Raw genomic sequence first — 14282 nt, 5'->3', positions numbered from 1 at the left:
TATGATTAGTGTATTTGATATGTTTAAAGTGGGAGTTGGGCCATCCAGCTCCCATACTGTTGGCCCGATGAAAGCAGGCAAGCAGTTTATTGATGATTTAATCGAGCAAGGTAAATTTGATGCTGTTGCAACCTTGCATGTTGATGTGTATGGCTCTCTCTCAATGACGGGGCATGGTCATAATACAGATATTGCGATCATTATGGGATTGGCCGGTTATCTACCGCATGATGTGGATATTGATTTAATCCCAACCTTTATCGAACAGGTTAAACAAACCAAAAAACTCTCGATTGCACAGGGCAAAAAAACGGTTAATTTCGATTGGGATGCCAATATGGTATTCCATAATTCCTTTTTATCATTGCATGAAAATGGTATGACCATTACTGCATTAGATGCTGATCGTAACGTGCTTTACCGCCAAACTTATTATTCTATCGGTGGTGGCTTTATTGTAGATGAAGCACATTTTGGTCAAGAGGAAGAAAATCCGGTGACGGTACCTTATCCTTATCAACATGCTGAAGATATTTTGAAACATTGTCAGGAGAGTGGCTTAATGCTCTCAACAGTGATGATGAAAAATGAATTAGCATTGCGTGATAAAAAAGAGGTTGAAGCACATTTACAGAATGTTTGGAAAACCATGAAAGATTGTATTGAACATGGTATTAAAACAGAGGGTGTGTTACCAGGGCCTTTAAAAGTTGCTCGTCGTGCGCCATCACTTTATCGTCTCTTGGAGGCGAATAGCGGCCGTTTAGCCCATGACCCAATGTATGTGATCGACTGGGTGAATATGTTTGCCCTTGCAGTAAATGAAGAGAATGCGGCAGGTGGTCGCGTCGTAACCGCGCCAACTAATGGTGCATGTGGTATTGTGCCGGCGGTACTTTCTTATTATGAGAAATTTGTTGCACCTTTAACCCCTGAAGTCATTGAACGTTACTTATTGGCTGCCGGTATGATTGGTTCCCTTTATAAGATGAATGCATCTATTTCGGGAGCAGAGGTCGGTTGCCAAGGTGAAGTGGGTGTGGCATGTTCAATGGCTGCCGCAGGTTTAACTGAGATCTTAGGTGGTACACCAGTACAAGTGTGTATCGCAGCTGAAATTGCGATGGAACATAACTTGGGCTTAACTTGCGATCCTGTTGGTGGCCAAGTGCAAGTACCTTGTATTGAACGTAATGCCATTGCTTCGGTGAAAGCGATTAACGCTAGCCGTATGGCATTACGCCGAACCACGAATCCTCGCGTAACCTTGGATAAAGTGATCGAAACCATGTATGAAACAGGTAAAGACATGAATGCCAAATATCGTGAAACATCGAAAGGTGGATTAGCGGTGAAAGTAGTCTGTTCTTAAGATGTCATTGATAATAAAAGAGCGGTTATTTTTGACCGCTCTTTTTTATTTTCCTTTCACATCAATAATTACTACTTCTGATTGAGATCCTAAGCGCATTGGAATACCCCAGAAACCATAACCAGAAGTGACAAAAACATGTGGATTGCCAATTCTTTCATGACCATAATCCAAACGATACATCATTTTCGTGATTAAATTAGCCGGGAATACTTGCCCTTTATGTGCATGCCCTGAAACTTGAATATCAAGCGGAAGTGAAGCATGTTTTTCGATATCTGTTGGACGGTGATCCAATAGAATAATCGGTAAGTCAGTATTCACTTGTTTTAATAACGTCTCGGTACTTGGTCTATCGTGAGCAAGATTGTCGTTTCGTCCAATAAGCACCAGTTCATTGTTTAACGTTAATGTTTCATCTCTTAACACGGTGATACCTGCTTTGCGAATTTCTTGATCAATTCGATCTTGGTCTCCAAATAAATCGTGATTGCCAAGTGTGGCATAAATACCCATTGGAGCCTTGAGTTTCGCTAAATGAGGTTGCATTTTTTCGGCTAAATAGGCATTGACGTTATCATCCATAATATCGCCAGGCAGTAAAATGATATCGACCTTTTCTTGCTGCATAATATCAGCCAGTTTATCCAATTCTTTCCCGCCAAATAATTTGCCTAAATGGAGATCGCTTGCCATGCCAATTCGCAATGGTTTAATCGGTTTATCTAGCGTAATTTCATAATGAATAACACGTGTGACATAGGCGTTATACACACTTAAGGCAGTGATACCAATAAATAAAATCGGGTAAGCAATGCGTAAAGTGCAGTCGATTTTGGTGATGGATTTGGATTTTCGGAAAAGAAAATGAATACCTCCCACGGCAATACTCGCAAAGGCTGAAAAAAGGAGTAGCGCGAGCATTAAAGCAATAAGTCGAAATACCGTAAAAAGCTTTAAAAAATGGCAAATAACCAAGACATTAGGAAGCAAAAAGCTGACAAAAGTAATTGCTCGTCTTGTCTTTTGAGAGAGCGGTTTGTTAAGCCACCAAATCAGCGTTTTATTAAAAATATAAATCAGCAGTTGTAACAAAATAATGGCTGCCGTAAATATAAAGTAATAACGAGTTTCCATCTGCAATTCCTAAATAAAAGTGCGGTCGTTTTTGACCCAGTTTTGAAGTGTGGAATAATAAATTTCTCTGTTCCCAAAGGCAAATTTTTTCGCTAAAATGCGGCTCGTTTTAGTTAATTCAAGAAGGAAAATCCAATGTTCGGAAAAGGCGGTTTAGGCGGCTTAATGAAACAAGCCCAACAAATGCAAGAAAAAATGCAAAAAATGCAGGAAGAAATTGCCCAATTAGAAGTAACTGGCGAAAGCGGTGCGGGTTTAGTAAAAATCACGATTAATGGTGCGCACAACTGCCGTCGTATTGAGATCGATCCTTCTTTAATGGAAGACGACAAAGAAATGTTGGAAGATTTAATCGCTGCCGCATTCAACGATGCAATCCGTCGTGCAGAAGAATTGCAAAAAGAAAAAATGGCTTCTGTGACCGCAGGCATGCCATTACCTCCAGGAATGAAACTTCCATTTTAATTCATCGGGTGTGTGAATTTACACGTTCACACACCATTCATCTTTTCCCATCATAAATACTATGCAAAGCAGTCCACTTTTAGAACATCTTATTGAAAATCTTCGTTGCTTGCCGGGTGTAGGCCCTAAATCTGCACAACGAATGGCTTATCATCTTTTACAGCGCAATCGTAGCGGTGGGATGAATTTAGCACGTGCATTAACGGAAGCAATGTCTAAAATTGGGCATTGTTCACAGTGTCGTGATTTTACCGAAGAGGAAACGTGCAATATTTGTAACAATCCTCGCCGTCAAAATTCAGGTTTACTTTGTGTGGTGGAAATGCCGGCAGACATTCAGGCTATTGAGCAAACCGGCCAATTTTCTGGACGTTATTTTGTCTTAATGGGGCATTTATCGCCTTTAGATGGTATTGGTCCAAAAGAAATTGGTTTAGATTTATTGCAAAAACGTTTGGTTGAAGAATCTTTCCATGAAGTGATTTTAGCGACCAATCCAACGGTGGAAGGCGATGCGACAGCCAATTATATTGCTGAAATTTGCCATCAACATAATATTAAAGTAAGCCGTATTGCTCACGGGATCCCTGTCGGTGGGGAATTAGAAACCGTGGACGGCACCACCTTAACCCATTCTTTCTTAGGTCGCCGTCAGATCGACTAATCTTATGCGCCTGTTTATTGCCGAGAAACCCAGTCTTGGGCGAGCGATTGCCGATGTATTACCAAAACCTCATCAACGAGGTGATGGTTTTATTAAATGTGGCAATGATGATGTTGTGACTTGGTGCGTGGGGCATTTGCTCGAACAAGCAGAACCGGATGCCTACGATCCTAAATTTAAACAATGGCGTTTAGAACATTTACCGATCATTCCTGAAAAATGGATTCTATTACCGCGAAAGGAAGTCAAAAAACAACTTTCTGTGGTAGAAAAACTCATTCATCAAGCCGATGTTTTAGTTAACGCGGGTGACCCGGATAGAGAAGGGCAGTTGTTGGTGGATGAAGTATTCAGCTATGCCAATTTATCCGCCGAAAAACGTGATGGCATTTTGCGTTGTTTGATTAGCGATCTTAACCCAAGTGCGGTGGAAAAAGCGGTACAAAAGCTCCAACCTAACCGTCATTTTATTCCATTGGCTACCTCCGCACTGGCACGCGCTCGAGCCGATTGGCTTTATGGTATCAATATGACTCGCGCTTATACCATTCGTGGTCGCCAAGCGGGTTATGATGGCGTGCTTTCTGTTGGACGAGTGCAAACCCCCGTGTTAGGCTTGATTGTTCGACGTGATTTGGAAATTGAAAATTTCCAACCAAAAGATTTCTATGAAGTGTTGGCATGGATAAAAGACGAAAAAACGACTGAAAATCCGACCGCACTTTTTTCTGCACTTTGGCAACCAAGTAAAGCTTGCGAAGACTACCAAGATGAAGATGGGCGCGTGCTGTCTTTAGGGTTGGCCGAAAATGTGGTGAAACGCATTACCGATCAACCTGCCGAAGTGACTGAATATGTAGATAAGCGCGAGAAAGAAACCGCCCCTTTGCCTTATTCGTTGTCAGCATTACAGATTGATGCGGCAAAACGGTTTGGTATGTCAGCGCAAAGCGTGTTGGATACCTGTCAGCGGTTATATGAAACCCATCGTTTGATTACCTATCCACGTTCTGATTGTCGCTATTTGCCGGAAGAGCATTTTGCTGAACGACATAAAGTGATGAATGCGATTTCACAGCATTGTCAGATTTATCAAACCTTGCCATCAGTAGTGGATAGCGAGCAACGTAATCGTTGTTGGAATGACAAAAAGGTAGAAGCACACCATGCAATTATTCCGACGGCTAATACCCGCTCGATAAATTTAAGTATTGATGAACAGCGTATTTATGAATTGATTGCACGCCAGTATTTATTGCAATTTTGCCCCGATGCGGAATATCGTAAAAGCAAAATTACCTTAAGTATTGCGGGCGGTACTTTTGTGGCACAAGCGCGTAACTTGCAAACTGCGGGTTGGAAAGAATTACTTGGCAAAGAAGACGAAGATGAAAATCAAGAGCCGTTATTGCCGATCGTCAAGAAAGGGCAGATCCTGTATTGCGAACGAGGCGAAGTGGTAAGCAAAAAAACACAACCACCGAAACCGTTTACTGATGCGACGTTGCTTTCAGCGATGACGGGGATTGCGCGCTTTGTGCAAGATAAAGAATTGAAAAAAATTCTGCGCGAAACGGATGGACTCGGAACGGAAGCCACCCGAGCAGGTATTATTGAATTGCTGTTTAAACGCGGTTTTTTAACGAAAAAAGGGCGCAATATTCACAGCACAGAAACGGGGCGGATCCTCATTTCAGCGCTACCGGATATTGCCACACAACCTGATATGACTGCACATTGGGAAGCGCAATTAACGGATATCAGTCAAAAACAGGCGAGTTATCAGCAATTTATGTTTACGCTTAATCAAATGTTGCCGGATTTAGTACGTTTTGTTGATTTCACCGCATTACGTCGTCTAAGTCAGATTTCAAAAGGTTTAAATACGCCAGCAACGAAACGAAAAAGAGCGGTCAAAAAATCGGAAGATTTAAACGCTGAAAATTGATTAAACTTAATACAATTAAGTAAAAAAAATGGGAAAGCGCTTGCGAAAAGCATGAATTTTATATAACATTTGCTCCCAGTTTTCTTGCGGAATCGCAATTTAGAGAAGAAAGAATAATGTACAATATTTTATTATTTATTTATGTATTAGTTTGTATCGCCTTAATCGGCTTTATCCTTGTTCAACAAGGTAAAGGCGCGAACGCAGGTGCGTCATTTGGCGGCGGTGCATCAGGTACCATGTTTGGTTCTGCAGGTGCAGGTAACTTCTTAACCCGTACCAGCGCAATCTTAGCAACTGGCTTTTTTGTGATTGCTTTGGTATTAGGTAACATTAACTCTCACCGCGGTAACGTACAAAAAGGTTCATTTGACGATTTATCTCAAACTGCTGAACAAGTTCAACAACAGCAACAACAAGCTGCTCCAGCAGTTGAAAACAAAAATAACGATATTCCGCAATAAGGAATAAAAACAGAATAAACGCTCTGGTGGTGGAATTGGTAGACACGCTATCTTGAGGGGGTAGTGGCCGCAGGCCGTGCGAGTTCAAGTCTCGCCCAGAGCACCAAATATAAACCGACTTAATCAAGTCGGTTTTTTTTCGCCTAAAATTTACTTGAATAGCTAGTTATTATCCCCTGTTTTGGTTACAATCTGTCGATTTTCTTTTTCTAGAAACCCATTAGGAGAGCGCTATGAACTTCCCTCAAATCGCCCAGCAAGTGATTGATAAGCTTGGCGGCAAAGAAAACATCGCCACAGCAGCACATTGTGCAACGCGTTTACGTATTGTGCTAAACGATGAAAGCAAAGTGGACAAAGAAGGTATTGATAACATTGAAGGCGTGAAAGGGCAGTTTGCTGTCGCCGGTCAATATCAAATTATCTTCGGTTCAGGTACGGTGAATAAAGTCCATGCGGAACTCACCAAATTGCTTGGTATCGGCGATGTGAGCAAAGCCGAAGTGGCAGAAGTAGCATCAGGTAACCAAAACTTATTGCAACGTTTGGTGAAAGGTTTGGCGGATATTTTCGTGCCAATCATCCCGGCAATCGTCGCAGGCGGTTTGTTAATGGGTATTCACTCCATGCTTACAGCGAAAGGTTTCTTCGTTGATGAGTTGAGTGTGATTGATATGCACCCAGGTCTTGCAGATTTGGTGGATTTTATTAACACCATCGCGAACGCACCGTTTGTGTTCTTACCGGTATTACTTGGTTTTTCTGCGACCCGTAAATTCGGTGGTAACCCATTCTTAGGGGCGGCGCTTGGGATGTTGTTAGTTCACCCTGCATTAGCAGATGGTTGGAACTACGCGTTAACCCTTGCGCAAGGCAAAATCCAATACTGGAATGTATTCGGTCTTGAAATTGAAAAAGTCGGCTATCAAGGTACAGTCATCCCAACATTAGTTTCTGCTTGGGTATTAGCAACCTTAGAAAAAACCTTCCGTAAGTTTGTGCCTTCTTACTTAGATAACCTTATTACCCCATTATTCTCGCTCTTTATTGCGGGCTTCTTAGCGTTTACTGTAATCGGTCCAATCGGTCGTGAAGCGGGTTCATTAATTGCATCAGGCTTAACTTGGTTATATGACACCTTAGGCTTTGTTGGTGGTGCAATCTTCGGGGCATTCTATGCACCAATCGTTATCACGGGTATGCACCAAACCTTCATTGCGGTTGAAACACAATTATTAGCTGAAATGGCAAATACAGGTGGAACCTTTATCTTCCCAATCGCAGCAATGTCAAACATCGCACAAGGTGCGGCCTGTTTAGGTGTAGCAGTGGCATTAAAAGATCCAAAAGTGCGTGGTTTAGCGGTGCCATCTGGTATCTCTGCATTATTAGGGATTACAGAACCAGCAATGTTCGGGGTGAACTTACGCTATCGTCAGGCGTTCTTTGCGGCGATGATTGGTTCAGGCTTAGCAAGTGCCTTTATCGCATTCTTCAATGTAAAAGCCATTGCATTAGGGGCAGCAGGTTTCTTAGGTATTCCATCAATCAAACCGGATAGTCTTGCAATGTACAGTATCGGTATGTTGATTTCATTTGTGGTGGCATTTACGCTTTCAGTCGTTTTCGTGAAACGCGCACAAGCAAAAGCATAATCGAAATAAAAAAGAAAAAGCACGAGTTTAACCTCGTGCTTTTTTGTTTGGAAAAATGCGTCTAAAAATGACCGCACTTTCAGTGAAAATTAGCCTTCTCGACAGTTTAACCAAGTGCTTTTCATGCCTTGATTATTCTTGTAATACACGGAATTATTTTCACGAGCGATTAAATCAACATAACTGCCATCAATCGGCTCATAAGAGCGATAAATCACTTCAAAGCGATTTCCACGTGCATTTAAGGTGCGATTTTCCACATGATCAAACGGCACCGCTTTTCCACCATCTAATTGGAAATAAATTCCAAAGTTATCTTTCATGCGGCTTTCTCTTGAAAGCGGGAAGTAAGTGGTTAAATAAGAATTTGAACCTGTTTCTGAATTACGGCAAGAATAGTAATAACGTTTGTAATCTTTCGGATTGTTTAATTCCGCTTGGCTAATGTTATTTTTAAGGTATCGTGTTTTAACGGTTTTCTTTGGTTGCTGTGTTGTAGAACAAGCAAACAAACCTACGAATGCAGCCGTGAGTAATGCTATTTTAAATTTATTCATCGATAAAGTTCCGAGAGTAGAGTGAATGAGAAAGAGGCTATGATAGCGAAAATTGAGGATTGTGCAAGGGATGGGATTAGTTATGCTCAGTTTTGAAATGAAAGTGCGGTTCTTTTTTGAGGTGTTTTTATTGAATTTCGGCACATGCTGGGAAGCGTGTGACAACAGATTTTGCTAATAAGGAAAGATAGCGCCAGCGTCCACGCTGGTGCTACTTAATCAAAACATTGATAATTTCATCCATAACCATTGGCGGAACCAATGTTCAAAATTCTTTGGATTTTTTGACTGCACTTTTAGATGGGAGGCGCAAGCGAGGACGCTTGCGCCATCATAGGGGAGACTAATGAACTTTGAATCTTTCTTTTTTTAGTCTTAGCATATTTAAAATTTCATCTAATTTAAATTTATCAAATGGATCAAGATCTTTTGAATTATATCTATCAGTTAAACAAGCTATAAACTTATCGATAAAACTTTCTTCAGCTTTCAAATATTCTGCTAATGTAATTCCATTAATACTACGATTTGTTTTATATCTTTCATCAAGAAAATAACAAAAATTATACAATCCATTATAATTATTGCTATCATCAATTAATACATCCATAACTTGATTAACATTTTCTTCAGTCAGAAAAACTTTACACTCGTATTTTTCATAGCTGCTATACGTATTACTCCAGTCTGCAATTTTTATAAATGGCAATAATTTATAAAAATCATCAATAGTCTTTTTATTTTCTAAAATTAATTGTTGTTCATTTAGATTATCATAAAATTCTGATCTTATTCTTATGAAATCGTCATCTTCTTCATTGATATATCCCAAGCCTGTAGCATTAAGCCTAAAAAATCTAAGATCTTGAACTGAAGAAGTTTCTTTGTATTTATCTAGGTATTTTGAGAGTGTTTGTTCTACTTTATCAATTGATATATTTCTACATAAATTTTTCTTAATGAAAAATACTAACATACTAACAGCATGCATAATAATACCTATATTATCATATTCTATTGAAATAAATTTATTCTTTACATCCTCAAGGTTGGTATAAAATTCATCCCTATTCATCTCTCTGTAGTGCCATAATTTTTGCCAAGATTCATCTTCTTTTCTATTAAATATTGGAAGTGATGATATCAATTCTTTTATTTCATCATAAGAATTATAGCAACTAGTAATAATCATTTTCCAAACGTCTGCACCGAAAATGAGGCTATAATAAAATACTGAGTTATCTTGTTTTAATGACTCTAAGACGGAATCTATATTATGCTGTTTTTTATATTCTAATGATAGTGTATAGAATTGCTCTGATAGTCTTTCAATAAATTCATTGTTATCTAGATAATTAGATTCTATTTCTTTAGTAAAATCAATGTAATCATCAGTTGTTTGAATTAGATTTCTATAGTTTTCATTTCCAAATCTTTCAAATGTTGATTGGATGATGTTTATAATTATTTCATATTTTTTTAACTTTGAGGTATATTTTTCCTCAAATGACTTCCAGTAGCTTTCTTTATCATTATAAATGGTAAATGATTTGCCTATAACTTTTTCTTTAAATCTTTTATATGTTTTATTGTTATCATTGGTTTTATTCTTATCATTAATTTCATCCTTATTATTAATTTCATCCTTATTATTAATTTCATCCTCATTTGCTATGATAATTGTTTTCGCATTTTTATTCTCACAGATTGAATTTATAAACCCTAATATCTCTATAATAGGTATTAATGTTCTTTCAAGATCATCGAATATAAAAATTAGGTTGTTATTATTCTCAATATTATTTTTTAATGGATTAATAAATTTGCTAAGATCGATTTTTGCAGTTGTTTCCTGATTGGTATCTCCAAATAAGTCAAGCGTAACCCCAAAATTTATTGCGGACTTTAATATTCCGCCTGCAAATTTTATACTTTTATGAGATAAAATTGGATGTAATTCTGCAAAAATAGCGTCATTCACAGATGCGATATCTTTTAATCCAAACAAACTTACATAGATAAACTTATATCTATCATCATTAGATTTTTTTTCTATATAATTTTTTATAAAAAATGTTTTACCACAGCCCCATTTCCCTGTTAAGAGAGTTGCGTATTCAACATCTTCTCTTTCTAAATAAAGATCTAAATATTTTTCAATATGTTTATTCATTATTGACTCACGTTGTAGAATGACAGACCTAGAATTAATTGTAATAAGTTTACTTCATCGCCACACCCAACCACTTCAACATCTCTTTCTCATCCCAACCTTTACGTTTGGCATAATCTTGAGCTTGGTCTTCATCGATGCGACCTAAAGTGAAATAGTTACTTGCAGGGTGGGTGAAGTACCAACCGCAGACAGAAGCCGCAGGCCACATGGCGTAGCTTTCGGTGAGTTTCATGCCGATGCGTTGTTCCACTTCTAATAAATCCCAAATCAAGGCTTTTTCAGTATGTTCTGGGCAGCTTGGATAGCCCGGAGCAGGGCGGATGCCAACATAGTTTTCATTGATTAAACCTTGATTGTCGAATTCTTCTTGTGTGTAGCCCCAAATGCGGGTGCGTAGCTCAAAGTGCAAGTATTCCGCCATGGCTTCCGCTAAGCGATCACCCACAGCTTGTAGCAAGATAGCGTTATAGTCATCACCCGCTGCTTTATAGCCTTCTACTAATTCCATTTCTTCAATACCGGCACAGACGGCGAACATACCCATCCAGTCTTTTTTGCCACTTTCGCGATCGGCAATAAAGTCGCTTAAGGCAAAGTTAAACGGGCTTTTGCTGTTTTTGCCACGTTCCGTTTGTTGGCGTAAGCCGTAAGCGGTGCCAATAGGTTTTGTACGTTCTTCATCAGCGAAAAGTACCACATCATCGCCCACACGTTCCGCAGGGAAGATGCCTAAAATACCGCTTGGGTTGAGCTTGTGGTTTTGCTCTAATTCATCTAAGACCACTTGCGCATCGTTCCACACTTTACGTGCTTCTTCGCCGCCTTCTGGATAATCAAAGGCATCAGGATAGCCACCCATCAAGCCCCAAATGCGGAAGAATGGCGACCAGTCGATAAATTTACGTAATGTGGCAATCGGTACGTTTTTAAATTCCACAATACCGGTTTGGTTTGGTTTTGGTGGCACGTAATCTGCCCATTCACCACTAAAACCATCAAAGCGGTTTGCGCGAGCCTCTTCAATGCTCAGCTGTTTACGCAGTGGTTTACGGTTAGAGAAAGATTGTTGAATTTTCTCGTAATCTTTCTTGAATTGTTCCCACAATGCCGCACGGCTTTCAGGATTCATCAATGTCGCACACACTGTCACCGCACGGGAGGCATTAGAAGTATAAAATACGCCATGTTCTTTATATTTTGGATAAAGTTTAATTGCCGTATGTTCTTTAGAAGTGGTTGCACCGCCAATCATCACAGGCAGATTCAAGCCTAAACGGGTCATCTCGCCCAAGAAGTATTCCATCTCATCTAAAGAAGGAGTAATCAAGCCACTTAATGCGATGATGTCCGCTTTTTCATCAATAGCGGTTTGAATGATTTTGTCTGCAGGCACCATCACGCCCAAGTCAATCACTTCAAAGTTATTACATTGCATTACCACGCTCACGATGTTTTTACCAATATCGTGCACGTCGCCTTTTACGGTTGCAATCACCACTTTACCATTGCTTGAACCTTTTTGTTTGGTGGCATTGATAAACGGCTCTAAATACGCCACGGATTGTTTCATCACGCGCGCCGATTTCACCACTTGTGGCAGGAACATTTTACCGTCACCGAATAAATCGCCGACTACGTCCATGCCTGCCATCAACGGGCCTTCAATCACATCTAATGGACTTGGCAATGTTTGGCGGGCTTCTTCCGTATCTTCCACAATGTAAGTGGTAATCCCTTTCACTAGCGCGTGTTTTAAACGTTCTTCCACTGGCCAAGTACGCCATTCAGCCACAGAATCGACCGCACTTTCATCGTTGCCTTGATTGCGATATTTTTCCGCAATATCGAGTAATTTTTCGGTGGCATCTGGACTTCGGTTTAATACCGCATCTTCCACAATTTCACGTAATTCAGGATCGAGATCATCATAAATCGCAAGTTGTCCCGCATTCACAATCCCCATATCCATACCTTGTTTGATGGCGTGATAGAGGAAGACGGCGTGAATGGCTTCACGCATCACATTGTTACCACGGAATGAGAAAGAGACATTCGATACCCCGCCTGAGATTTTCGCATGCGGTAGCGCTCGTTTAATACGACCTGTCGCATTGATGAAATCCACACCGTAGTTATTGTGTTCTTCAATCCCCGTACCAATCGCAAAAATATTCGGGTCAAAAATAATGTCTTCTGGCGGGAAGCCGACTTGGTTGACCAAAATGTCATAAGCTCGGCTACAAATTTCAACTTTACGATCCTCAGTATCGGCTTGACCCACTTCGTCAAACGCCATGACTACCACAGCTGCACCATATTTACGTACTAATTTAGCATGGTCGATAAAGATTTCTTCGCCTTCTTTCAATGAGATCGAGTTCACAATCGGTTTACCTTGCACCGACTGCAAACCAGCCTCAATCACTTCCCATTTAGACGAGTCGATCATCACTGGCACTTTGGCTGCATCAGGCTCGGTCGCCATAATATTAAGGAAACGGGTCATGCATTTTTTGCCGTCTAATAAGGCTTCATCCATATTGACGTCGATCACTTGCGCACCGTTTTCCACTTGGTCGATAGCAATTTCAATGGCTTCGGCAAATTTGTCTTCTTTGATTAAGCGTTTGAATTTCGCCGAACCTGTCACATTATTACGTTCGCCCACGTTCACGAATAGGCTTTCATCATCAATATTGAGTGGCTCTAAACCCGATAAACGCATCGCAGTTTTAATTTCAGGCAATTTACGCGGCGCAATACCTTGCATTGCATCCGCAAAGGCTTTGATATGTTCTGGCGTCGTACCACAACACCCACCGACAATGTTCACAAAGCCACTTTCAGCCCATTCTTTAAGGTGTGCAGCCATTTCTTCAGCCCCTAAATCGTAGCCACCAAAAGCATTTGGCAGGCCCGCATTCGGGTGAACAGATACATAGGTTTCGCTGATTTTAGACAGTTGTTCAACATACTGGCGAAGTTCTTTCGGACCTAGCGCACAGTTCAAACCAAAAGTTAGCGGTTTAGCGTGACGAAGCGAGTTGTAGAACGCTTCGGTGGTTTGCCCAGAAAGCGTACGGCCGGAAGCATCGGTAATGGTGCCGGAAATCATAATCGGCAATTCCACGCCTAATTCTTCAAATACGCTTTCAATGGCGAAAATGGCGGCTTTTGCGTTTAACGTGTCGAAAATGGTTTCGATCATGATTAAATCCGCACCACCTTTAATTAAGCCTTTAGTCGCTTCAGCATAGGCATCCACCAGTTCCATAAAGGTAATGTTACGGAAACCAGGGTCGTTTACATCAGGAGAAATAGAGGCGGTGCGGTTGGTTGGACCTAATACGCCCGCGACAAAGCGAGGTTTTTCTGGTGTGCTGTATTTATCTGCAGCTAAACGCGCTAGTTTTGCCCCTGCAAAATTCAGTTCGTAGGCAATAGACTGTAAATCATAATCCGCTTGCGCGATGGTGGTAGAACTGAAAGTATTGGTTTCAATAATATCGGCGCCCGCTTGTAAATATTTCTCATGAATGGCAGAAATTAACAGCGGTTGGGTCAAGGTGAGCAAGTCATTATTGCCACGTAAATCAACCGCACTTTCTTTAAAACGCTCGCCTCTGAAATCAGCCTCGGTGAGTTTGTATTTTTGGATCATCGTCCCCATCGCACCATCTAAAATAAGGATGCGTTCAGCGAGGGATTTTTTCAGTAATTCGGTTTGATTATGTGACATAGACAGCTCTTTTTAAAATCAATCAATATTGGTCGGAATAATAGGGATAAGCATTGATACTGTCAAATAAAAGGGTGGAAAGTGCGGTAAAAAAATGGAATGTTT

Annotated in this window: 10 protein-coding genes and 1 tRNA gene; 7 read left to right on the top strand and 4 right to left on the bottom strand. The window is 40.4% G+C overall.

Annotated elements, in window-relative coordinates; genetic code table 11:
• Position 1 precedes the first annotated feature (1 nt).
• A complete protein-coding gene (locus tag HMPREF2732_RS05155; RefSeq protein ID WP_049373211.1) occupies positions 2-1372 on the top strand; it encodes an L-serine ammonia-lyase in 1371 nt (456 codons plus the stop codon).
• Positions 1373-1417: 45 nt separating this feature from the next.
• On the opposite strand, the gene HMPREF2732_RS05150 is transcribed toward HMPREF2732_RS05155, so the two are convergent.
• Positions 1418-2509 (bottom strand): metallophosphoesterase, encoded by a 1092-nt coding sequence (locus tag HMPREF2732_RS05150; protein ID WP_070591730.1) that lies wholly within the window; start codon positions 2507-2509, stop codon positions 1418-1420.
• Positions 2510-2644: 135 nt separating this feature from the next.
• Here HMPREF2732_RS05150 and HMPREF2732_RS05145 point away from each other — a divergent pair, with 135 nt between their 5' ends.
• The 6 genes from HMPREF2732_RS05145 to HMPREF2732_RS05120 all read left to right on the top strand — a co-directional run bounded on the left by HMPREF2732_RS05145 (position 2645) and on the right by HMPREF2732_RS05120 (position 7705).
• Entirely contained in the window at positions 2645-2974 is a 330-nt protein-coding gene (locus HMPREF2732_RS05145) for a YbaB/EbfC family nucleoid-associated protein (protein ID WP_070591727.1), read from the top strand.
• Between the two features lie 61 nt (positions 2975-3035).
• Positions 3036-3638, top strand: a complete 603-nt coding sequence (gene recR / locus HMPREF2732_RS05140; RefSeq protein WP_005696838.1) for a recombination mediator RecR — start codon at positions 3036-3038, stop codon at positions 3636-3638.
• Positions 3639-3642: 4 nt separating this feature from the next.
• Complete coding sequence (locus HMPREF2732_RS05135) at positions 3643-5586, top strand: DNA topoisomerase III (RefSeq protein WP_070591722.1); 1944 nt, start codon at positions 3643-3645, stop codon at positions 5584-5586.
• A gap of 116 nt (positions 5587-5702) precedes the next feature.
• Positions 5703-6050, top strand: coding sequence for a preprotein translocase subunit SecG (secG, locus tag HMPREF2732_RS05130; protein ID WP_005696834.1), 348 nt, complete (start codon positions 5703-5705; stop codon positions 6048-6050).
• Between the two features lie 20 nt (positions 6051-6070).
• Positions 6071-6156 (top strand) — tRNA-Leu (locus HMPREF2732_RS05125).
• A gap of 127 nt (positions 6157-6283) precedes the next feature.
• Complete coding sequence (locus HMPREF2732_RS05120; protein ID WP_070591717.1) at positions 6284-7705, top strand: sucrose-specific PTS transporter subunit IIBC; 1422 nt, start codon at positions 6284-6286, stop codon at positions 7703-7705.
• Between the two features lie 89 nt (positions 7706-7794).
• Here HMPREF2732_RS05120 and HMPREF2732_RS05115 read toward each other — a convergent pair whose 3' ends face one another.
• The 3 genes from HMPREF2732_RS05115 to metH all read right to left on the bottom strand — a co-directional run bounded on the left by HMPREF2732_RS05115 (position 7795) and on the right by metH (position 14177).
• Entirely contained in the window at positions 7795-8262 is a 468-nt protein-coding gene (locus HMPREF2732_RS05115) for a hypothetical protein (RefSeq protein ID WP_070591715.1), read from the bottom strand.
• A 343-nt stretch (positions 8263-8605) separates the two neighbouring features.
• Positions 8606-10435 carry a P-loop NTPase fold protein gene (locus HMPREF2732_RS05110; RefSeq protein ID WP_070591711.1) on the bottom strand — a complete coding sequence of 610 codons (1830 nt, stop codon included), beginning with the start codon at positions 10433-10435 and terminating at the stop codon, positions 8606-8608.
• A gap of 49 nt (positions 10436-10484) precedes the next feature.
• Positions 10485-14177: a methionine synthase gene (gene metH / locus HMPREF2732_RS05105; RefSeq protein ID WP_070591708.1), complete on the bottom strand. Its 3693-nt coding sequence runs from the start codon at positions 14175-14177 to the stop codon at positions 10485-10487.
• Between the last annotated feature and the right edge of the window lie 105 nt (positions 14178-14282).

It is taken from the genome of Haemophilus sp. HMSC061E01, assembly GCF_001810345.1.
Lineage (GTDB): Bacteria > Pseudomonadota > Gammaproteobacteria > Enterobacterales > Pasteurellaceae > Haemophilus_D.
This window is presented reverse-complemented; position numbering and strand designations above follow the sequence as displayed.

Excerpts from the sequence above, each read along its gene's own strand:
- HMPREF2732_RS05155 (WP_049373211.1), top strand. The coding sequence starts at position 2 with ATGATTAGTGTATTTGATATGTTTAAAGTGGGAGTTGGGCCATCCAGC.
- HMPREF2732_RS05150 (WP_070591730.1), bottom strand. The coding sequence starts at position 2,509 with ATGGAAACTCGTTATTACTTTATATTTACGGCAGCCATTATTTTGTTA.
- HMPREF2732_RS05145 (WP_070591727.1), top strand. The coding sequence starts at position 2,645 with ATGTTCGGAAAAGGCGGTTTAGGCGGCTTAATGAAACAAGCCCAACAA.
- recR (WP_005696838.1), top strand. The coding sequence starts at position 3,036 with ATGCAAAGCAGTCCACTTTTAGAACATCTTATTGAAAATCTTCGTTGC.
- HMPREF2732_RS05135 (WP_070591722.1), top strand. The coding sequence starts at position 3,643 with ATGCGCCTGTTTATTGCCGAGAAACCCAGTCTTGGGCGAGCGATTGCC.
- secG (WP_005696834.1), top strand. The coding sequence starts at position 5,703 with ATGTACAATATTTTATTATTTATTTATGTATTAGTTTGTATCGCCTTA.
- HMPREF2732_RS05120 (WP_070591717.1), top strand. The coding sequence starts at position 6,284 with ATGAACTTCCCTCAAATCGCCCAGCAAGTGATTGATAAGCTTGGCGGC.
- HMPREF2732_RS05115 (WP_070591715.1), bottom strand. The coding sequence starts at position 8,262 with ATGAATAAATTTAAAATAGCATTACTCACGGCTGCATTCGTAGGTTTG.
- HMPREF2732_RS05110 (WP_070591711.1), bottom strand. The coding sequence starts at position 10,435 with ATGAATAAACATATTGAAAAATATTTAGATCTTTATTTAGAAAGAGAA.
- metH (WP_070591708.1), bottom strand. The coding sequence starts at position 14,177 with ATGTCACATAATCAAACCGAATTACTGAAAAAATCCCTCGCTGAACGC.